The sequence below is a fragment of the Vibrio sp. MarTm2 genome (genome assembly GCF_027587055.1).
GTDB lineage: Bacteria > Pseudomonadota > Gammaproteobacteria > Enterobacterales > Vibrionaceae > Vibrio > Vibrio sinaloensis_D.
Map to the genome: position 1 here is coordinate 710,241 of NZ_JAPPTK010000001.1, position 22,372 is coordinate 732,612.

General features: G+C 41.3%; 18 protein-coding genes and 3 pseudogenes. 14 read left to right on the plus strand and 7 right to left on the minus strand.

The window, feature by feature from the left end; all coding sequences use genetic code 11:
* Positions 1–51: 51 nt before the first annotated feature.
* The 4 genes from OH458_RS03330 to OH458_RS03345 form a co-directional block, all read right to left on the minus strand.
* Entirely contained in the window at positions 52–1,416 is a 1,365-nt protein-coding gene (locus OH458_RS03330; RefSeq protein ID WP_005473500.1) for a sodium-dependent transporter, read from the minus strand.
* A gap of 141 nt (positions 1,417–1,557) precedes the next feature.
* Positions 1,558–3,081, minus strand: a complete 1,524-nt coding sequence (locus OH458_RS03335) for a sensor domain-containing diguanylate cyclase (protein ID WP_269977255.1) — start codon at positions 3,079–3,081, stop codon at positions 1,558–1,560.
* Between the two features lie 96 nt (positions 3,082–3,177).
* A complete protein-coding gene (locus OH458_RS03340) occupies positions 3,178–3,921 on the minus strand; it encodes a YggN family protein (protein ID WP_269977256.1) in 744 nt (247 codons plus the stop codon).
* A 56-nt stretch (positions 3,922–3,977) separates the two neighbouring features.
* Positions 3,978–4,472: a GreA/GreB family elongation factor gene (locus tag OH458_RS03345; protein ID WP_269977257.1), complete on the minus strand. Its 495-nt coding sequence runs from the start codon at positions 4,470–4,472 to the stop codon at positions 3,978–3,980.
* Between the two features lie 59 nt (positions 4,473–4,531).
* On the opposite strand from OH458_RS03345, the gene OH458_RS03350 reads away from it, so the two are divergent.
* Complete coding sequence (locus tag OH458_RS03350) at positions 4,532–6,463, plus strand: RecQ family ATP-dependent DNA helicase (RefSeq protein ID WP_269977258.1); 1,932 nt, start codon at positions 4,532–4,534, stop codon at positions 6,461–6,463.
* A gap of 5 nt (positions 6,464–6,468) precedes the next feature.
* On the opposite strand, the pseudogene OH458_RS03355 reads toward OH458_RS03350, so the two are convergent.
* A pseudogene (locus OH458_RS03355) lies at positions 6,469–6,639 on the minus strand (DNA polymerase IV); the annotation flags it as partial.
* 138 nt (positions 6,640–6,777) lie between these two features.
* Here OH458_RS03355 and OH458_RS03360 point away from each other — a divergent pair.
* The 5 genes from OH458_RS03360 (at position 6,778) to dinB (ending at position 14,667) form a co-directional block, all read left to right on the plus strand.
* Positions 6,778–9,117, plus strand: a complete 2,340-nt coding sequence (locus OH458_RS03360) for a hypothetical protein (RefSeq protein ID WP_269977259.1) — start codon at positions 6,778–6,780, stop codon at positions 9,115–9,117.
* Positions 9,111–11,534, plus strand: coding sequence for an integrase (locus OH458_RS03365; RefSeq protein WP_269977260.1), 2,424 nt, complete (start codon positions 9,111–9,113; stop codon positions 11,532–11,534). Before OH458_RS03360 ends, OH458_RS03365 begins: the two co-directional genes overlap by 7 nt.
* Before the next feature lie 11 nt (positions 11,535–11,545).
* Positions 11,546–12,070, plus strand: coding sequence for a hypothetical protein (locus OH458_RS03370; RefSeq protein ID WP_269977261.1), 525 nt, complete (start codon positions 11,546–11,548; stop codon positions 12,068–12,070).
* A gap of 1 nt (position 12,071) precedes the next feature.
* Entirely contained in the window at positions 12,072–13,436 is a 1,365-nt protein-coding gene (locus OH458_RS03375; RefSeq protein WP_269977262.1) for a site-specific integrase, read from the plus strand.
* A gap of 181 nt (positions 13,437–13,617) precedes the next feature.
* On the plus strand, positions 13,618–14,667 hold the full coding sequence (gene dinB, locus OH458_RS03380; protein WP_443088491.1) for a DNA polymerase IV: 1,050 nt from the start codon (positions 13,618–13,620) through the stop codon (positions 14,665–14,667).
* Between the two features lie 38 nt (positions 14,668–14,705).
* Here the strand turns inward: dinB and OH458_RS03385 are convergent, their stop codons facing one another.
* Positions 14,706–15,035, minus strand: a complete 330-nt coding sequence (locus tag OH458_RS03385; protein WP_269977264.1) for a helix-turn-helix domain-containing protein — start codon at positions 15,033–15,035, stop codon at positions 14,706–14,708.
* A 103-nt stretch (positions 15,036–15,138) separates the two neighbouring features.
* Between OH458_RS03385 and OH458_RS03390 the strand changes: the two genes are divergently transcribed.
* The 6 genes from OH458_RS03390 (at position 15,139) to OH458_RS03415 (ending at position 20,299) form a co-directional block, all read left to right on the plus strand.
* A complete protein-coding gene (locus OH458_RS03390) occupies positions 15,139–15,684 on the plus strand; it encodes a hypothetical protein (RefSeq protein ID WP_269977265.1) in 546 nt (181 codons plus the stop codon).
* A 1-nt stretch (position 15,685) separates the two neighbouring features.
* A complete protein-coding gene (locus OH458_RS03395) occupies positions 15,686–17,062 on the plus strand; it encodes a DEAD/DEAH box helicase (RefSeq protein WP_269977266.1) in 1,377 nt (458 codons plus the stop codon).
* Between the two features lie 45 nt (positions 17,063–17,107).
* Positions 17,108–17,413: a hypothetical protein gene (locus OH458_RS03400; protein WP_269977267.1), complete on the plus strand. Its 306-nt coding sequence runs from the start codon at positions 17,108–17,110 to the stop codon at positions 17,411–17,413.
* A gap of 19 nt (positions 17,414–17,432) precedes the next feature.
* A complete protein-coding gene (locus OH458_RS03405) occupies positions 17,433–17,957 on the plus strand; it encodes a hypothetical protein (protein WP_269977268.1) in 525 nt (174 codons plus the stop codon).
* Between the two features lie 419 nt (positions 17,958–18,376).
* The gene (locus OH458_RS03410) at positions 18,377–19,330 is read left to right on the plus strand and encodes a hypothetical protein (protein WP_269977269.1); all 954 of its coding nucleotides are present in this window, start codon (positions 18,377–18,379) and stop codon (positions 19,328–19,330) included.
* A 105-nt stretch (positions 19,331–19,435) separates the two neighbouring features.
* Positions 19,436–20,299 (plus strand): hypothetical protein, encoded by an 864-nt coding sequence (locus OH458_RS03415; protein WP_269977270.1) that lies wholly within the window; start codon positions 19,436–19,438, stop codon positions 20,297–20,299.
* Between the two features lie 120 nt (positions 20,300–20,419).
* Here OH458_RS03415 and OH458_RS22125 read toward each other — a convergent pair.
* Positions 20,420–20,557 (minus strand): annotated as a pseudogene (locus tag OH458_RS22125) (cyclic-phosphate processing receiver domain-containing protein); the annotation flags it as partial.
* Between the two features lie 409 nt (positions 20,558–20,966).
* Here OH458_RS22125 and OH458_RS03420 point away from each other — a divergent pair.
* Both OH458_RS03420 and OH458_RS03425 read left to right on the plus strand, forming a co-directional pair.
* A pseudogene (locus OH458_RS03420) lies at positions 20,967–21,295 on the plus strand (IS5/IS1182 family transposase); the annotation flags it as partial.
* A 252-nt stretch (positions 21,296–21,547) separates the two neighbouring features.
* Positions 21,548–22,363: a phosphate/phosphite/phosphonate ABC transporter substrate-binding protein gene (locus tag OH458_RS03425; protein ID WP_269977271.1), complete on the plus strand. Its 816-nt coding sequence runs from the start codon at positions 21,548–21,550 to the stop codon at positions 22,361–22,363.
* Positions 22,364–22,372 lie beyond the last annotated feature (9 nt).

A 22,372-nucleotide genomic window follows, 5' to 3' on the forward strand; every position in this document is an offset into this window, starting at 1 on the left:
AGGGCCCGCATATCACTATGCGGGCCCTTTGTATTGGTGAGGTTGAGGCAATTAACCAAATGATGCCCAAATAACGGTCGCGACAAGGATCGGGCAGACAAACTTCACGTAAGCTGGCCATAACTTACCAAACCACCCCTGAGTAAACTCCGGGCACCCTTGCTCTAGCTCTTTAATCTTAGAGTGGCGATTCCATACCCAGCCACCAAATAAGCAGAATAGTAAAGCTGCTGCTGGCTGCAGATATTGAGTTGCAACCATCGCCACCAACCCAAATAGCTCCCCAAAGTTGTACACGATGATGACACTCAACAGCGCAATCAAGCCACCAAGTACCCAACTCGTTGACGTACGTTTTGTATTGAAACGCTCGCTGACCAGAGCAACCGGACACTCCAGCATCGAGATAGATGACGTCAAGGCAGCAATGGTTAGTAGTAAGAAGAACACAATGGCAAACAGCTGGCCAAGCAAGCCTAAACTATCAAACATCAATGGCAGCACTGTGAACACTAAGGTATCAGAACTGAGTAGCGAACCATCTTCAGCATAAATCTGCACGCCCTTTTGCATCGCAACAAACATCGCAGGCATAACCACCAATCCAGCAATAAACGCAACTGCAGTATCCACCAGCGTAACGTTCATCGCCATCTTCGGTAAGTTCTCTTTCTTACTCAGATAAGAGCCATAAATCAGCATCGAACAACCGCCAATCGTCAGCGAGAAGAACCCTTGCCCCATCGCCGCTAAGATTAACTTGCGGTCCATTACTTTCTCAAAGTCTGGGATCAAGTAGTGCTTTAACCCTTCCATCGCACCGCTTTGCGTCATGATGTAGATAAAAAGCAGACCAAACAGCACAAACAGCGCAGGCATCAGGCGAGTCGACCATTTCTCTATGCCCTGCTTCACCCCGCCTTGAACAATTAAAATCGTCAGAACGTAAAAAGTGATGGTACCGAAAAGGTTACGTTCAACACTGAAGCCTTTAAACCAAGCCGTCGCCGCTTCCATGCCCAACACATCCGTGATTGCGCCTAACAGGAAGCAAATCAACCAACCACCAACGATACTGTAAAACGCCAGTACGGCACTTGGGACACTTAAGCCAATCCAGCCTACCGCTGCACCAACACGCTTACCAATAGGGTTCGAGGTCAACGAACGCATGCTATCAACAGGGTTAGCTTGCCCGTGGCGACCAATCGCCATCTCGACCACCAGCATAGGGAAGGCAACAACAAGAATCATCACCAAATAAACAAGCAAGAACGCACCACCGCCATTACTCGCTGCTTGAGTTGGAAATCCCCAAATGTTACCTAGGCCAACCGCAGCACCTGCCGCAGCCAGAATAAAACCAAGACGTGAACCAAAATGTTCACGAGATTGAGAGGTATCTACTTGTGCCATACAACTTCACTTGCACCATTGAACTAGTTAGCTAGTACAATAAAAGAAAAATCTACAATCAGCAATGATATTGGAACTTAATTAAAGTCGATGGGATAAAAAACAGTCAGCTTCATCTGTAAACAAAAGATGACACAGAACTTAACGCTCAGAGGAGTGGATCACTACTTGGTTACGTCCAGCATCTTTTGCTTCATAGAGCGCGCGATCCGCCACCAAAAACAGATCTTGTAAGTCACCTAAGGGCTGTAAACCGCAGTCGGCAACACCAATGGAAGCCGTCAGGTGGGCAGCAATCGGTGAATAGTAGTGACGAATCTTCAGTGTTTCTACCGCAGCTCTGAGCCACTCAGCTTCTTGCCGGTTATTGAGCGGAGAGTCATTGCTCAAAACGACACAAAACTCTTCGCCACCAAAACGAGCAACAAACTTCGAGCTTTCGGTCGGTGCCTCTTTGAGTGCACTGGCGACTTGCTGAAGAACATTGTCACCTTCAACGTGTCCATAGTGATCATTGAACGGTTTAAAGTAATCAATATCGATGAGAAGTAAGCTAGTGTGCTTCGGCTGTTTATCGACTAACGTTTGCCAATGCTGCTGGAGACTGCGCCGATTTCCGACTTTGGTTAACGCGTCATGATGAGCGATCCATTCAAGTTCTTGCTGCTTACTTTCGAGCTGGCTTATAACTTCATTGACTCGGTAGACAAAATCACGCATTTCATAAGAAATAAACGTATCTTGTTGCGTCAGTTGCGAGGACTCGCCACTCATCAATTGGTCCAACGCGCTACGAGCCCGTTTGATTGGACGAACCATGATATGCACCACACTCAAGTTAAACGCGAACATAAACACGGCAAAAGCCAACACGGCCGAAAGCTCTCCCCAAGTGATAAACGGGGGCAATTTTACTGAGTGGTGAATTTCAAGAAACACCGTCTCATCATTTCTATAATCATTCTTCTCAATGATGGAGATGTTATCCTGAGCGTGATCCAAAATTGTGTCGTCATCTCGCTTCGTTTTAATATGAACTTGAAGCCCTGTGGCTTGTTGCAACGTACGACTGAAAGTCTCTCCCACAGGCTTTAGTATCATCATGTAGCCTTTGTCGCAGTCGATACCATCGCTATTACACACTCGCGAGGTCGCCAACAAATGTGGCTGTTCGTTAAGAACGAGAAATCGAACAAACGGCATAATTCTATCCGTGCGAGAACGCAGACTCTCTGCTAAGAGCGCACCAAATTTATAGCGAATCTCATCAAAGGAAAGTTCTTGCTTGTAGATATAATCGTACATCCTTCCCCACATCAGGCTCACATCGGCATCAAAAATAAAGACACCGTTTATCTGCAGTGCCGAAAACGAATGTTCGTTGATGCTATCGACCAGAAAATCGTCGTTGTTACCCTCGATAAAATCGACGACTTCATCCCATGCAGCGTAATCTGAAATGCTTTTGGCTAAATCATTTTTTTGTAGGTGAATGAGGGTCTTAACCCGACGAACTTCCTCATTCTGTCGCTCAATAGCCAGCTCAACAGCTGTATCGTAGGTCCAAAAATATCGGAACGTTAAATAGAAAAGTACAAAAGTCACCGCCATCATGACAGAGGCTATAACCGTAAGTTGTTTGATCGAGAAATTAGATATCTGCACGAAACGCTTGATACACTGCTCCTAAATGAGCGGGGATTAAATACAATCCATACGAGATTGTCTACAAAAAGAGCACCCTATCGGTGCTCTTAAAGTTTAGATGGTAAAGACCTTATAGTCTTTAAGTTGAGGTATTTTTCGATGCAGTTGCTGTTCTTGTTCGGCAATTTCACCAAGCGAATCACAAAAATCCTCGCTTTGCTGTTCAACCTGAGACTGGTGCTCAGCGATTCGATTCGCGATGCGCTCTTTCAACTCTGCCATCGAGTTGGCCATTTCTGTCAAGTTGAGACCGCCTTCCGCTTTCATTTTTTCAGACATCGCCCCGAATGCACTCGTAATAAACTCTTGATTAAAAAGGGCCATCGCTTTATCTAAATCATCATTCCAAGTCTTAGCTAACGAGTCAAAGCTCTCTGCAGGGAGAATCAGATCGCCATTTTGGTAGTAGCGAGCTTCAATGTCAGCGTAGAACTGTTTCATGGATTGTTTAACGCCATCAAACGCTTCTGGCGCATCAAAACTCTCTGCAACATCATCCACTATATCGTTCGCCAACGCTAAGCCATCTTGCGCAATTTGTTTAGCGCGCGGTAAGTACTCATTGAGGCTCTCACGATAGTTGCTCACCGCCTGTTTTTGTTCCGAATTCAAGGTGATGGTTTCCCCCTGAATGATCAGGTTGTTCTGCTTATCTAGAACGGCAGCCTCTCCACTTGCTTGATGAATCTCGAGTTTGTCCCCACTCAAGTGAATTTCATTCTTGATATCGACTTGGCATTGAGCCGCATAAACGTGGCTAGATAAAAGCAATGGAAGCGTCAGTAATACCTTTTTCATACTCTTCTCACTATGTTGATTCAGCGTTACCATAGCAAAACTCAATATCAATTTTGTCAGCTTATGGTTTCTATTTCGTAACTAAACGTCGTGGCCGACACTTGGTATTCCAACTCATCGCCTACAGACTTACTCTTCAACGCCTGCCCAAGTGGAGATTGAAAAGTCACCACCAGCACTTCAGTACCATCAAGTTCAACTTTCAAACCACCAGCACAAGGAGCGACAAAATAATATTGAGTTCGATCGCTCATATCAACGACCGCGACCAAGCTCCCTAGCACAACGTGTTGTGGCGAGTTTGGCAGTTCGAGCTCTCGGAACAATCGAATTTCCCGCTCGCACTCCTGCACACGAACCGCTTGACCATGGGCTAGGTACGAGGCTTCGAGCGCCAAAGTATCATATTTATGCTCCGGAACAGTCTCTTCATCGGTTGCGGATTCCACAGCCCTTTGCATCGAACTCTGGGCAACTCGCCACTTTTGTTCAAGTGAATCGAGGATAGTCTGCTTTAGATCCAACTTATTCATACTAAAATCATGTTCCATTATCGCAATTCCTCCTAGAATAGTGTGCATTGCAACGGAAAGATACTGGCAAAGGCGCTATGGAACCTTCAAACCATCAACTGGATATTCAACACACTCTTAATCGCATTTTCGGCTTCGAGTCACTCAGGTTGGGGCAGCAACAAGTGATCGAGCATGTCCTAGAACGTCACTCTTCAGCCGCCATCTTTCCAACAGGGTCAGGAAAATCTCTCTGCTATCAACTACCCGCGGTGATGTTGCCGCACTTAACCTTGGTTGTGTCTCCACTTCTTGCGTTAATGAAAGACCAACTCGAGTTTCTCAAAAGCAAGCAGATACCCGCCGCATCCATTGATTCCAGCCAAACAAAAGAGGAATCTCGACAGGTTATGGATGGCGTGAAGCAAGGGCAAATAAAGGTGTTGATGATTTCAGTAGAACGACTTAAAAACGAGCGTTTTCGCCAATTTATCTCACAGGTTCCCATCTCATTATTGGTGGTTGATGAAGCCCATTGTATCTCTGAGTGGGGACACAACTTTCGCCCTGACTACCTTAAACTGCCGCTATACCAGAAAGAGCTCAACATTGAGCAAGTGCTACTTTTAACCGCCACGGCAACACAGGCTGTTATTCAAGATATGCAGCAAAAGTTTTCCATCGAACCAAACCATATCGTGACCACTGGATTCTATCGCCCCAACCTCGATATTTCGGTCACACCTTGTGATGATGACCAAAAGCCCGAAACACTGGTCAAACTGCTTCAATCCAATTCCAAAGCGCCAACCATCGTTTATGTCACTCTACAAAGTGCCGCTGAACAAGTAGCAACACTACTTCGCGAGAGTGGTATCAATGCGAATGCCTATCATGCGGGTATGAACAATGACGATCGAGAGCAGATTCAAAGCCACTTTATGAAAGGTGAAATAGACTGCATTGTCGCGACGATTGCATTCGGCATGGGCGTAGACAAATCCGACATACGTCGAGTCATCCACTACGACTTACCAAAATCTATTGAAAATTATGCTCAAGAAATCGGTCGAGCAGGCAGAGACGGCAACCTCTCTCATTGCGTTTTACTCGGCAACCAAAATGGCATCAGTACGCTTGAAAACTTTATCTATGGCGATACCCCTGAACCCGATGAAATCCAGAGCGTCATTGAACAAGCGCAACAATCGGTCCCTCAATGGGAGATCGTGCTGAGCCGCCTATCTTCTGAATGTAATATCCGCCAACTGCCGTTAAAAACCCTTCTGGTCTATTTGGAAATGGAAGGGGTAATACGTTCTAAATACAGTTATTTTGCCGATTATCGATTTAAGTTCTTGCTCGACAAGCAACGCATTATTGACCACTTTGATCCTGAACGTCGCCAATTCATTCAAGCACTGTTTAATTGCTCTCCACAAGCCAGAACTTGGTGTCAGGTCGACTTTGATACGCTGTGGCATCAATTTCAAGGCGATCGCGCCCGCGCTATCGCGGCGCTCGATTATTTTAATGAGAAGGGGTGGATTGAGCTTGAAAGTAAGTTAATGACAGAGGTTTACCATGTCGAAAAAGCGCCTAATATTAGCGCTGTGGTATCAAAACTAGCCACTCTATTCCATGAAAAGGAAAGCAGCGATATTGCGCGCATTCATCACTTAATCGAGTTTTTCCAATCGGATCAGTGCCTAAGCTCAAGGCTGGCAAACTATTTTGGAGACAAAGCCGCCCCAACACAGTGTGGGCATTGCAGCGTTTGTCGAGGCGAGATCGCCGTATTGCCCAAATGCCCTCAACCAAACTCTAACAAGCACTTAATTGACGGCTGGCTTACTCAGTTGGAAGAGAAAGCGAGGAGGCCACTCACGTCACAGCTGAAAACGAAATTTCTATGTGGAATTGCCACTCCATTTTTTACCAAGATTAAAGCGCGTACGCTCCCTGGATTTGGGCAATATGAGAGCACCCCATTTAAAGAGGTTAAACAGTGGGTTGAACAAACTCGGTAAACCAACTAGAAGAAACTTAATTGCTTAGTTTGAAGCTCTGGCTTGAGCATGACACTCAACCCTAACAGTCGAATTTCTCGACCATTTTGTCGCTTGAGGATATCTTGTAGCAGTTGCTTAAAATGGTCGAGATCGAGCTCTGAATGAATGTGTTCAATCGTGGTTGGTTGGTATTCCCAATAGCACATAATTATCAATACTATCATAACTTATTGTTTAAATTGATAAATGAAAAAATAAAACAGTCAATTATACATTGACAGTTGTCAATTGATTCATATTATGTATTTATATACGGTAGTTATAGGTAATACATGAATACCACAATTCTCAACTCGTTATCAAAGTTACAAACTATTCGCTCTAGTGAGTACTTCCAGTATCTGATCCCCTTTGTAGAAGCCAATATACTTGAGGATCATCGTAACCAAATATTGAATATTTATGCTGCATATCTTCTAGTAACGGAGTCCGAACCTAAAAACTTTTCTAGTTTGCGCATATTAAATGACAGTCAATCATTTAATCAGCACATTCGAACTTTCGTGGGCTTCATCTACGCAGAAGCAGATGCATCTCTAGTAACCTCTTATCGCAGGGCAATGTATGCCAATAAAATATTTAGTCATATGGCTCTATCTTTAGATCTTAGTTTCCAAAAAATCGACTTAAGAACGAAAAAAATCACAGATGATGCCCAACATTGCATTGATTTATATCGTCACCTTTCTCTCGATAATGACAAATTGAATTATCTCAATGGCTGGGCAATAAAATCAAAAGAGGGAAAGGATCTTCAGGTCAATCTCGATCCCATTTATTGTAGATATGGTGACGATTTTACTAAAAAAATTCACATTGCATTAAAGAACTATGGGTTAACTACAATATTAACTACATTAAAGACTAAAATGTCTTTCCTTTGTTCCTGTGTCTTGAATGGATTTACCCTGCATAGAGCCCAGACACTTGAAGAACTAAAAGTCAAATTATCAGCTAAAAATGCACAAAAATACTTCGCTGAAATAATGGATATCCAGTTCGCCAAGGTAAAAATTCAAGGTAACGATGAAAAAACGTTCTATTCAAAGTGGCTGGAGGCTGTTAACACTTATTCTCAATGTTTTATACAAACAGGGGTTTTTGATGCCCCATTAAAGCCGTTCTTAACTCCAACATGGAAAGAGCCTGTCAATGACGACTTATCATTCAGTATTGGCGGTAACGCAACAGCGAAAGAATCTCAACGTTGGTTTGAAGACATTGACCTGCATATTAAAGATGAAGAAGCAGTTAAGACCGTTCACTTACGGCTAAATCAAGACTTAAACCACATAAAAACCGTATGCACTCATATTTTTGAACAAACAAAAGCCATTCACGCTCGTAATGCAAGTTATGTTCAAAATGGTGATATTAAACCCTTAAAAAATCCATCACGTAATTCTCAATACCCTATTGGCCCAAAAAACCTTGAAAACACCATTGCTACTTTTTACCATCATGGTATTGGAGCGGAACATTCTAATTATGCAGGTTTTTTAGGATTCGATTGTCTAGCACCAACACTTGCTAAAGAATTAGCTCTTCCTACTAGGACGACAATGAATGCTATCTTGTCACTACTAATATTGTCCCACCCTAAAATTACTCCAAGTTGGCTTCAAGAGTGGGAATTATTTGATAAAAAAGGCCGTCAAGTTGGTTTTAAGCAAGTTGGCAATCAGTGGATAGCGGTATCACTCAAAAAGCGAAGAGGTGTAACACTTGCTCAACAAGAGTTGATTCTCAATGAAGAAACGAAGGCTATAGTAGACTTTTTAATTGAGCACACAACTATAGCCAGAGCACGCCTGAAGTCACTTGGCGATAAAAACTGGCGAAAGATGATCATTATTGCCACACATAATAAAGCAATCGTGTACTCAAATTTAAACAACTCGTTAAGTATAGACTCGGAATTTTACCAAGAATTAAAGAACAACGACTATTTACCAAAAAACAGTGCACTTATTAATCAGGATGATATCAATGTTATCTCTGATATATTCTCACTTCGTTCACTACGTCGGCACAGAGGGTTACAAATCTATCTGGAAACGAAATCCATGAGTGCTGTCGCCAGAGCCTTAGGGCATAAAGAAATTAATTTAAAGTTGTTAGAAGGCAGCTATCTTCCCAAGCCCCTTATGGACTTTTTTGTTGATCGAGTTATACGTCAATTTCAGAATGCTATTTTATCCGAGGCAATGAAGGACTCTCAATATCTTTTGGATGCCATTGATATCTCAGAAAAAAATATAACTGAATTCCTTGAGAATCACGGTATTAGTGACATTCCATTTCACTTAGGTCACGAAGTGAAAAATCAATCACAAGTAAAAGATGTTATTAGTGCATTTGATGGGATGGTTTTCACCATCAGTACAGCATTACTGCAACTTCTGATTACTATAAAAGCGATAGTGGAGACTGTAGACACAAAAACCCAATTAAAAGAAGTTGTCGAGCATTGGTATCAATGTGCATTATTCATCCTCTTATCTCTTGAAACCGACATGTACAAGGAAGAAGAAGACTACAAACAGATGTTAGAAGACGCTAAAGCTAATCCAATTGATAGCAGTATAATCATGAGGGCGTTAACATGCTAAAGTCTCATCTAAAACTGATTGAAGATATCAAATCAGAAGAACGTTCATTAAGCTCCCTTTCAAAAAAAGAATTTGAAAGCGTTTACGAAGCATCTCTAGCTAGTAATGATTTCACAGTGTTTAGAATGATCACAAACCACAATACCGGCATCTATGACTACGATGACCGCGTACCTTCATGGCTAGATTCAGAATTCGAAGCGCCGATTTGGAAATTAACCCTCTTAGACACTCCAAAATTCATTCGATGGAATACTGTTATTCTTGATGATGGAGAAAAACTCACAGCTCCCAAACACGCCAAGCTTCTCAACGCCTTTAAGTATTGGATAACTGCCACAGCTAACCCATTGGAAAACAGCGGTAAAGTCGAGTTGGCTTCCAAAACAATATTAACAAAAGTTTACTATGTTATCAGATTAATCAATGCTATTTTGCTGAATGCGAAAGAACTTCTATTAGCAAAATATCAACTATCGTTTGTGGATACAAATTTTTGGCTGACTATTTTCACTCAAATGGCTACTTATGGTGCAACAGAAGGAGTTTATAGATTTGAAGAAAGAATCAAAAAACTAGTCGACAATGGCACAAAAACAATCAGCGACGAAGAATGCGAAAAATTCGTTGCACAATACCCTTACCTAACTTCCACGCTGGCATCCGAAGATATTTATATCAACCCCAATAATAGGCAAAAAGCAAGTGCATGGTTATTTAAGCAAGGGTATTACCGCACTTATCAAAACATACCCAAATATAATGGCAATGGAGCAGTATTAGGTAGCCTTGTTTTAGGTGAAAAATGTTTATCTGATGACATCAGAATATCTAACTTTGTTGAATTCCATCTAAAACCACAAAGTATAACAACCGAATATAAACCCATTAACAATAAAGACAATAGTCGTGGTATGAATTCTTCTAGTTTAAGACAGTATATTTCAGTTCTTAAACTGATACATACTAACCTAGACCGTCAAGATGCCTGCACCCCGAATATTATTCCAGACACGCTCACGGTTGAAACCATTAATGATATTAAAGGCGTGAGACTAAAAAAAACAAAACGTACTCGAACTTTATCTCCTTCATTTGTTTTTAATCTAATTGACCAGAGCTATACATTTACGAAAGAAAACCAAGATGAAATATTGGAACAATGCTTAACAGCCTTGATTCAAGGTAAAGGTAAATCTTCAGATTCAGATAGCAATAAACTCAAGCCTCAACGTCATCAGAAATCATACAATGAAAAGATCCATGGAGAAATGTCTTCATCTGAGCGTAACCATTGGTTCGATACGGATGCAATTAATTGCGTCAGCAGTGAGTGGTTAAAAAAAGGGATCAAACAAGTTAATGCTTTTGAACTCAATACTCCTAACCGCCATCAACGTATTAGAAACAATGAGAGCCTTTTTGATTTGTTCTGCGTATTACAAGGCTCTATTCAATTTTTGGTTGGTGCAATTATGGCTAGACGACAAGATGAATTGATTGATCTCAAACCATATGGAAACTTGGTACCCAACAAAAATCCTTTTACTAGTGGTGAAAAGGAATGCATTGTTGAAAAAGGGGAAGATGGATTAATCGCCCCCAAGTACAGCTTACAATTCAAATTAAAAAAGTCAGGTAATAAAGGGGAAAATCAAACCATTACTCGCCCTATTCCTACCTCTATTGCAAAATTTATTTGGAAACTGGAAGAATTTAATAGAAAGGCTGAAGATTCTGGACTAAACAAAGGTAAGCTATCACTTTTTAACTACCTACAGTCCAAATCTTGTTCTCTCTCCAAAGTAATCCCAATAAGCTTCGATGGACACTATAATGCCCTTTGTGATTACCTGGAAACGGATTTAGTGTTAATGGACAATGGCGAATACCGCCGGAATTACATCCATCAGCACCAACTCAGACGCTTCTTCGCACTGGTTTTCTTCTGGTCAAAGAAAAAAGAAAGCCTGGATGCCCTTCGTTGGATGCTGGGTCACACCGATATGGAACACCTCTACCACTATATTTCAGAGTCAGAAACCGGCGCGGTACTAAATGGTGCAAAAGCCAGTGTTCTCGCTAGTAGCGTTATCGACAAAACAGCTAATGAGCTCGATACCGAACAACTCAGAACACTTCGTAAACTCCTCGCTACCCGTTTAACTGGTAATGAAAACGCTGAAGTGATGATCAACTCTCTCAGCAATACAGCTGATGACTTTTACGAAGATGATTACGAGACCGTTCCTCACATTAGTCAAATTGAAAAACAGCAAGTAATAGAAAATGAAATTCTCCAATTACTAGATGATGAAACTATCTCCCTTGAGCCTGAATTTTTTAGTGTGACAAATTCAGAGGGAAGTACAGAAAAAACATTCAATTTAGTACTGACATTCAATGAGAAAAATTAAGGCGGACCACAATGGAAGCTAAAGAAATCAATCAATTAAAAGTGTTAAACACCGTCAAGTTTCTAAAAGAAATAATTGATAAACCAGATAATTTTAAAGACGATGAAAATCTTATTAAAACACTAAATTCTCAAGGTGGCATTGCTAAATACGAAAATGAGGCACGAGAAATTTGCTCCTGCTCTTTAAATACGCTCAAAACCACCTCCGACAAGCTTTTGGAGCGAGGCTTTCTCTTGGGATTAGATCAGCTACGTTTAAATGCCAAGACTGCAATTGAAAGTGCTATTGAAGGCAAAAAGCCCAGTAAGCAAACAAAAATGGGGTTAAGAAACACAGTAAATGAGTTAAAGGATGAGTTAGATATTACCAAACGTAGTAACTTCTTACTCACAACAATGATAAGTGATCTTCGCTCTAAGCTTAAACAACTCGCAGAAAATGATGGCTCTGTAGAAGAAAGAAAGGAACTTTATCGCAGGTTTAACAAAGAAGTACAGACGAAACTAAATTACACGCTTAATGGGGAGCTTTAACATGCCCTATCGTAAGTTAAAAGACTTTGAATTATGGAGTCATGTTAGTCCTCTCGATGATACATTGGTCATCAATAAACCCATAGATATACAATACTTTACATGGAGTAACCACGTCCCATGCTATGAAGTAAATATGTATGTTCACAAGCGGTTGTTAGACAAAGTTGCAAGTTCGACATTAAAACAAGAAGCAGGGTTAATCATCCATCTTATCCGCTTTGTTGAAAATCAACCATCGATTAACTCCTTTCACCAACTTACCGATGCTTTGTTCAGGCTCTTTGTTCAGAATTTACAAACCGAAATGTTACCAACAGGCGAGTTAAAAAGAGAGAACAATAGAGTCGTTGAAATTGCTGAACGATGTCTGGACTTTCTCAAGTTTGTACAGGCGTTCCATGATCTAACTAACTTCATCGGAAGTGATAAAGCCAACGCTATACAAACGATAGAAAAACCATACAAAATAAAAATCGAAGGACAAAAGGGATATAAAGAAGGTATCAAGACTTCTCATCCTTGCATACCAAACAAGGATCCGATCAAGTCAAGGCATCCAGTGTCCTCTGATGATGCTTTAAAACTATGGGAATACCTTATGTCTCAACCAGTAGGAAGGGACAAACGTACTCGGGATAAAGCGATGTACATAACCATGGAACAGCTCGGTGCCAGAATTACAGAGTTTCATATGATCACTCTCTCTGATTATGAAGAAGCCAAGAGAACTGGCAACATTAAGGTACATACATTAAAACGCGGGGATGATCAAACGACTCGCTATATTCCCGTACCAAAAATCGTCTTGGATTACATTTCTCAGTATGTCAAGGTTAGAAAAAGAGTGATGAAAAAGAAAAAAGTAAAGCATGACATGCTTTTCATTAACTTAAACAATGGTCTATCACTTTCTGCAGATAGTTGGGGGACTTACTTAAATGAATGGAAAAGAGTGATAGGAATAGACGGTGAATTACATGCCCATCTTTGGAGACATGCATTTATTACCAACAAGTTGAAAGACATGATCCTTACTCACAATGAGATAAACAACAAAGATGATTTTCGTAAGCACTTACTGAATACAAAAGCATTCAAACAACAGCTACAGCAATGGACTGGTCACAAAATGCTAAGTTCATTGGATACCTATATCGACTTAGTATTTGAAGAGATTAACGGTTACACAGAAACGTATAATGCCGTTTCATTAAAAAACAGTGTGGCGCTTATGAAACGTCAACTTTCCGATATTAGAAGCATGTACCAAAGCAAAGAGCTAACACGCGTTGAGTACGATTTGCGTTTAGATGAAATGCTTAATAGCTTTGAGCATGATATTGATAGATGCGTGAATATATAACTTTGATTTTACATCCCCATGCAGATGAAAAATGAGTAAACCTCAAAGCACTGTATATTAAAACAGGTATAGCATATAATTTAGGTTTAACCATACCTCACCAAAACACCCAATTGATTTTTCAACGTCTGTAAAGCAGTTTTGGTGATTATGTTTTTAATCTATTAGGTTAACCGTTTTGGTGCAGAAAATCATCCACATAGATCTTGACTGTTACTATGCAGCCGTTGAAGCAAGAGACAACCCCGAACTACGAGGAATCCCTATCGCAATTGGTGGTTCTCAGTATGGACGTGGGGTTCTTTCAACATGCAACTATGAAGCTCGGCAATTTGGTCTGCATTCTGCCATGCCTACAGCCAAAGCTCTAAAACTATGCCCCCAGTTAACTGTTGTACCCGGCAACATGGATAAATACAAAGCAGTTTCAAAACAGATCCATGAGATTTTTTCGAGATACACTGATCTTATCGAGCCACTTTCATTAGATGAAGCCTACCTTGATGTCACAGACTGCCCGCTTTTTCATGGGTCCGCTACTTTGATTGCTGAAGATATCAGAAAAGCAATCTGGAGTGAGTTAAATCTGACCGCAAGCGCAGGAGTCGCTCCGTTGAAGTTTGTTGCTAAAGTGGCATCGGATGTTAATAAACCCAACGGTATCTGCGTTATTCCGCCGCATCAAGTAGACAGCTTTATTGAACAACTTGAATTAGGAAAAATATCAGGTGTCGGCAAGGTAACTTTAGATAAATTACATAAGCTTGATCTTTATAGAGGTAAAGACATCAAAGAATGTGACCATCATGTTCTTTTAAATAATTTTGGTAAATTCGGCCAAGTCTTGTGGGAAAGGTGCCATGGCATCGATAACCGTAAAGTTGAAACAAGCAGGATTCGGAAGTCCGTCGGTGTAGAAAGAACTTTTCAAACTGACATTTATTCGGAAAAAGAATGCATCGAAGTGATTGATATGCTTTATCCAAAGCTCGTTGAAAGGCTACAAAAAGCCTCACATGATAACGACATCATCAAGCAAGGGTTAAAGCTAAAGTTTCAGGACTTCAAGCAAACCACTGTCGAACACAAAAAATTGCAGTTAAATAAAGATTTCTTCTTAGAATTATTAAAAGAAGGGTTAGGAAGGCAACAAAATCGAGGCATCAGGTTGATCGGTATCTCTGTTAGTCTGAACACAGAGAAGGACAGTGACCAAATGACTTTGTTCTAGCGAGAACTCATTTTCACATTTACTTATATTTCATAATGTTAACCTTCGAACTCATCTCCTTTTTGAAGACTATGAATAAAATTAAGCACTTGGTTTCTTTGCTCTATAGATAGTTTTGAAATCTCAGTTGCTAACTCTGCTGATTCAGCATCTTCGCAGAAGAAATAGTTCAAAGGTACCCCTAGCTCTTTAGCCAACAGCTTTAGCGTCCGAACATCGGGAGTATGCACTCCTCTCTCATACTGATTCATGCGTGCACTTGCTACCCCTTCATCCATACCAATGCAAATCCCCAGTGATTTTTGAGAGATTTTCATTTTCTTACGGGCTTCTTTGAGGCGCTTTGGGATGGGGTTGTCTGTTGACACTTATGCTTCATACTTGTGGTACTCATTAAGACTAAGATTGTCTTAGTTTTACTTATTTATGTATACTAAGCAATACTTAGTGTTTATGTTGTTCGAGTAGTAAATGAAACGTTCTCAAAAGATAAACGTATATATTTATAAGTTGTTGATAGAAAAGAAGATGGATGGATTCTCAGTTGTTGAGGCTAGAGATGTCGCCCGTATGTTCCCCGAAAGCCCTAAAGATATCAATGAACTCCGCAAGATTGTTTATCGACAACTATTAAAGTGCATAGAATGTGGATGGTTGCGCTGTGAAGGTTCTGGTAGAGAAAAACGTTACTTCAAAACGGACGAGTTTAAATCGCTCTCTTTTGAACCTCGTAAACCTAAATCACGTGTAAAAAAGATCATCCCTAAAGTATCAGTTGCGAATAAAGGCAATAGCGATTACTCAGAACTATTGATTGAGCGCAATCGGTTAAAGGGAGAGCTGGAAGTTACTTTTGGTGAGATAGACAAGTACAAAACGTTAAAAGAACAATATCCCGAGCAATTTCAGCTCCTTGAACGTCTGCATGTCGCCGCTAACGAAAGGGCAGCTTTATTTATGGGCAATATTAACGCTATTACGAATATGCTGAATTCGTTGTCACACGAGAGAGCGTAGTATGTTAAGAAAATGGCAAGCAGAATGCGTCACTCACGCAATGGAAAAGTACAAATCCGGTTTTAATCATTTTTTCTGTCAGGCGACACCTGGAGCCGGAAAAAGCATCATGGCAGCTACACTGGCTAACACACTACTTAATAAAGGTATGATTGACCTCATTCTTTGTTTTTCACCTTCTGTTTCTGTAGCAGATAGCATGAGAACTACGTTTTCGATAACCATCAATTGTCCATTCAACGGAAGTCTAGGCTCAATTGGTCAGTCACTTACTTATCAGTCCATTCAGTACTTAGGAGACGACTTTTGGCGAACCATTGAAAAATATCGGCTGCTTATTGTATTTGATGAAATACATCACTGTTCTGGTGATGAACCAGAAAGAGCGAACATTTGGGGACAGCAGATATTAGCCCGTATACAAGGTGTTGCCACCTATACTTTAGCTTTGTCGGGTACTCCTTGGCGCTCAGATAAATTTCCGATCGTCTTGGCTGAATATAGTGATCCGGAAGGCAAGCTATTTTGTGATTATCAGTATGGTTTAGCCCAAGCTATAGCGGACAATGTCTGCCGTAAGCCTAAAATAGTTTTGGTTGATAATGAACACTTAACGATTTCAGAAGGTTCCGAGAAGAGATCATTTGCTTCTATTCTTGAGCTCCTTAAGCAATCGAAAACATCTTATCAGGATGTGATTCATAATACTCAAGCGATGGAGTATATCCTCGGCTTGGGATGTCAGAAACTCAGTGAAATCCGCAAAGAATCTTTTAATGCCGGCGGTCTCGTTGTTGCCTCGTCAGTGAAGCATGCCAAACAAGTACAAAAAATATTGGTTGAAAAATTTGCTCAGTCGACAACATTAGTGACCTACCATCATGACGATCCTCAATCTGAAATTAAGGCTTATCAAACAGGAACGACGCAATGGATTGTGAGTGTCGGCATGATAAGCGAAGGTACCGATATTCCCCGTTTACAGGTGTGTTGTCATATCAGCTCCGTAAAAACAGAGCTTTACTTTAGACAAGTACTTGGCCGGATATTACGAGTCAACGACAGCTCAAATCAACAAGCCTGGCTTTATACGTTTGCCGAGCAAAATTTAATTGACTACGCGGAACGTATAGAACATGACATTCCTGAAACCTGTCTCTTTGCCAAAATCGGTAAAGAAGAGTTCGTCCCAGATCTGCAAGCAACTAATCAAAACGGTGAAGCCGAATCTGCGTCAAAAAAAGCCATCAAAGGATATAGCCAGTTAGATTGGGGAATTCAATCTAAACATTCCTCATCTGGTCGGGGTTCTGACGATATTTTCGATGAAATCTGGTTAGGACGATTTCGTGAACGTGTAGTTTCAGCATTTTTATAGACGGCGATGATATTCCATCAAGCAATACACTTCTAAGGAGTTGGTATGTTCTACATCGGTGTTAGCCATTATTACGCAACAGGTGAAGGCCTCACAATGTATGTTGCTAGCGGTAGCGAAGAATCAATACGGGCAGCCATTCCAGAGTATTTTCATCTTGGGCTCACTATTTTAACCCCTTCAGAGTGGCTAAAAGCTGCTGCAGGGGACTGTGAGGATGAATATCATCAATCGGAAGCGGAAGATCTGAAAACCTATTTACCACTCTTATGGAAGCAAATTGAGGAAAGAGCGTTAGAAAGAGGATGTCATCTGGATTTTTTCATGAAGCACCATTTTAACTATGCCTAATACGGACTAGGTGGTTTCAGTGAAGATTTTATATTTTGATACGCTTAGTTTACTTTATTCGAATGAGTATTTTCAACGTAATGCAAGTGTGCACACCAAGTATAAAGAATGGTTCCATACTCGTACAAAGACACTGTTAGAAATGGTGGAACCGGATTTTCAAGCTATCGAAAAGCTAAAAAATGCAGCGTCAGAAGCGGGGCTACTACTTTACCCATTAGGGACTTTTTATAATCGTTCATACCTTATTGAACATGGTGTGTTTTCCACTGATGAATTAGCGCCTAATACAGAATTACCCTTCAGGATGCAAATGGACGACAACGACCCTGTGCGTCGGATGATAGCCCACGCACATGGATTGAATACCCAATGGTACGCCTGCGGCGAAATTGGATCTGAAGAACTATTACAACACTATCCGGAACGTCACTTACGTTCAGAATTTGGAAAAGGAGTAACGAGTGAATTACTCGCCCAGATTCTAAGGTTAAAAGCGACCAATACGCCAAGTTTGACCGATAACATTTTACGGGACAAATGAGGGTGTTTCAAAGAAAGATCGGAACCGTAGAGCAGATTCTCGCTTCTATCAGGGGCAGAAATTACGTTGATGAATTTCCTTCTCCAGAAAGACTAAAACTGTACGAACTGTGGAAACCAGGAATTGCTCAAAAGGTACGTGATGGCGTCTTATTGTCTCAAGAAAAGAGCATGCAGAGAGATCAGGACGAACTTTAAGAGGTAATTTATCAAACCTATAAGAGGGTACCTATAGTCTTTGCGATAAAACTGTCTGCAAGTTTTATAGTCATGGGAGTTGCAATTTAGCTCATTTAGAAATGAAGGTTGCGAGATTGATTTGACTTCATTTATCCGTGTTCAAGCCTATAAACAACACAACTTTAGTTATTGATAAATAAATGAAATATAATGTTAGAAGACTTATCAAGAAATAGTTTTATGAAACAATTCGTCGTTATTTCAACTCTAACTTTAGCGATATCTGGTTGCGCAAGCACTCCCAATGAGGCCATTGAATCTCAGGGTAAATATGCGGATGACTATGCTCTCAATGCTGAAGAGTTTTCAGAAGCCACACGGTTCTATTATCCACTAAGATGGATAGAACCTGAACATAATTCCAACAACTTAGACAAGTTTTATTACGATACGGATTCACACAAGGAATTGGCTAATACTTCTTCTGTGGCGACTCTTGCCGCCGCTGGATTAGGAAGTATCACCTCATTTGACGCGGTGATGGGATTACTAGCTCAACAAGGCTCGCGATCTGGCTATGATTCACTTTTAGGAGACCAGTATCTCTACACCATTATTCAGGTGGATAACAGTAAAGACTTGGATGCTCAGGCACAATACGTTAACCGTATTGCAGTAGATACCATAAAAGCAGCCATGGAAAGTGATGCGAAGGAAGAATATCAAAAAGTGGGGGCAGAAGATTTTTACTTCTTGGACAGAATTAAAGTGACCAGCACTTCAGATGAGACTTGTACTGCTGTCTATTCGCCTTGCTACTCCCTCACAGCCAGAATTCCTATGCTTATCCGCGACAATAATGGTTATATCCCGCTAGCGCCGCAAGGTGGTGACTATATGGTTGCTAAGACTTACTTGCCGATTGGCTTTCCTATAGAGCAAATAAAATTTGCTAACGTTGCTGGGGTTGAGCAATTCCTTTATGTACCAGCTGTAAAAATGAATGGGCACGAAGATCTATGGAAAAAGGAAAATCTTTCCTATTTTACTGATTGGGATAATCAGCAACGCATTTCCATTAACCCGTATATCAAGCGATTAAGCGACGATACGGTGTTTTACTTCAATCCTAAAATTACTGCGAAGCAAAAAGACAGTCACTCGCTCTATAGAGTCTTTAATCTTAGCGAGTAAAAGTGCGCTGATTTACAGCGGAGTACGGTGTTATCGCAAGATAACATTAAAAAAACAAAGATTGGTTGTTTATAGAGTTTAAAACAAAAAAGGCGAATGTCACTTATGAAAAAACAGGGGTTGTTTGTAATTGGGGTGTCAGTATTGGCTCTTAGTGGATGCTCAGCAACGAGTGAAGAAAAGGTAGCAATGTGCTTGGGTGAGCCTTGTATTCAAGCAAAAAAAACGGCACCAAAGCCAACATTCTACGTGAATGACAAAGAAGAGAGGTTCACTCACTTTGATGATGGTTCTGTGAGTTCACATACTTTAGAACAAGGATTGTACCGCCTCAGAGAGTATTTCAACCGCGATGGTTCACTTCAAATGCGAAATGCAAGATTCGTTGATCCTGAACGTGGTTCATTGAATCAAAAGCCAACTGGTCGCCAGTTAAAATTCAACGGTGAAGGATTCGTAGCAAGTGCGAAGTATGGATACAACTTAGAGTTCAACCGACCGACACAACTGGATAGTTTTTGGATGAAAGAGTCACATTCATTTTATCCGGCATTCAGTGCTAATGACGATTTGATCGCTATTTTATATGCGAACCGAGAAAATCAATACACCGACTATGGTGTTCGATTTGGGGTTGTCAATTTAGAGAAACCAACATGTGAATTAGGCAAACTTAGAAGTCAGGCTTATGGTAAAGTTGGTGATAAAAATATAACCTTTATCCGTAAGTGTATGAAGATAGGTAATAAAGTAGCTTCGGTACATAAACCCGCTTCAAAATCTGATGCTCAAAAGATGATAAACGCGATTGTGATGCCAATTGCTCGTTCGAAAACTGTTGTTGGTGCAAAGCTAGGTTATTTGCATATAGATATACAAGGTAAACAAGTTCCATTTGATACTCGTGGCTGGGACGATTATTACCTTAAAAACAGTGAGCTGAACGTATCTCCGTACCGATTATTTTGAATTTTAACTGTGTGATTCATAGAGATGGTTTCAATTTTCGTCGTTGCAGATCAAGATTGCGATTCTATTCTTGAAACCTCTCTTCCTATATCAGGTAGCACTGTGAACCCGTGTTATAGGTTAAAAACTTTGCGTTGCAACAGCCTCTTCAATCCACAAAACCACATCATAGACAGTGCCGTGTTCATCGTCACCAAGATCATGATCAAGACTGATCTCAGTTACCTTGCCTCGCTTGAGTAATGCAATAGCTTCTTCAGGCCAGTAAACCCTATGCTATCCGTTCGGAGTTGCTCGTTCGTCATCAAGGTAAATTTTCAGATAACCTATTGTTTTTATTGGATAGCTTGGCTTGAATTGATCCAAAGTTAGTACTTTTACAACAAGCCGTTAGATTCATACGCCTTTGCTCTGTAAGCCCGATAATAAGTTTTTCGAAGTCTGGATCACCCAGAAAGAACGTTAACATCGGTTGGCGCCTATTCAAACTAATCTACACAATAGTATTTGTGCTCAGAGGCAATAGTCAGTCAGGTATTCAAGCAAAGAGAAAGCGACACGCTCCCTCTTTGTTCTCACCAGTAACGTAACTTAATTAGAACTCTTGAATGGATGTTAAAGGTAGGTTGGACTCTGCTAATTTCCCCTTTTATCTATAAGGGTGTGTGCTTATGACACAAGGAATTGCCATAATGCTATACGAATCAAGCGAGCGGTTCCACTAATCCCGCCACGAGAAGGAGCTGTCCTCTGGGAGCAAGGACGCCCTCGTAATTTAGCAGTAGGTTGTCAGAAGCTCCATGGTTCTAACAAGAAGTGGAAAAAGCGGTATGGTTATCATAAGCGCTCGCTGTCAGAGGCAGCAATGTATTGTTGTTAGGTGGGAAATTAAGCCTAAGAAGTTACAACGTTCAGGTTGTCAAGACCTACGCTATGATCACATCGCTGAGCAAACTTACAGGGGTTGGTATGCCTGAAACTCAATATGTTGTATGAGAAGTAATCCGCATTGGACTATCATGTATTCTTACCGACCTAAGCAACAAAGCCCATGAAGACTTGAAAGTTTCCGAAAGTGGAGAGGGCATATCTAACGTTAATACCACCATCTGACCAAGCAAGGAAGCTAAAAACTACTCGACTGTGCCACATTTCGTTTCGTCAACGCTATGAAAAGTCATAATAAGTTCGAATTTTTCCACCTTTTGTCTACGCTTTAGGTAAGTTGGCTATAGAAAGGACAACAAGATGGAAAAGTTGGTATTGGTTGCGTTAATCTTCGGGCTGCCACTGCAGGCTCAGGAAAACGTCCTAACGTTCGGCATAGTTCCACAACAGTCGGCAATCACCCTCGCCAAAAACTGGGGACCGATCTTGCAGCACCTGTCTGAAGAGACTGGCTACAAAATCGTCTTTCGCACCGCCAAGGACATACCAGAGTTTGAGCAACGTGTGCTCAAAGGCGAGTACGACATCGCCTACATGAACCCTTATCACTATACGGTGTTCCATCAAAAACCGGGGTACGAAGCATTTGCCAAACAAAAAGACAAGCTGATCCATGGCATCATCATCACCAAGAGTGACGGTCCCATCCAAGACTTGAAGGATTTGGACGGTGAAACGTTAGCCTTTCCTTCGCCCGCAGCCTTTGCCGCGAGTGTCGTCCCCCGGTCGTCGTTGCAAGCTATGGGGATCACATTCACGCCGCAATATGTCTCTTCGCACGATTCGGTATACATCAACGTCGCCAAAGATTTCTTCCCTGCAGGGGGTGGAATAGAGCGTACCCTTAACAACACCGATCCGGCGGTACGCAGTCAGCTCAAAGTGTTGTGGCGCACCCCCGGCTACACACCGCATGCATTTGCGACCCATCCCGCTTTGCCGCCAGACGTAAGCGCGAAGATCGCCGAGGCGATGTTGGCACTGAATGACGACAGCGAAGGACAAGCGCTGTTAGGGCGGCTCAAATTCAAGGGGATCGAGCTGGCGCGGGACAGCGACTGGGACGATGTCCGTGCCCTAAATATCACCTTGCTCGACAAGTATCTAACGCCTTAGGTGTGAACC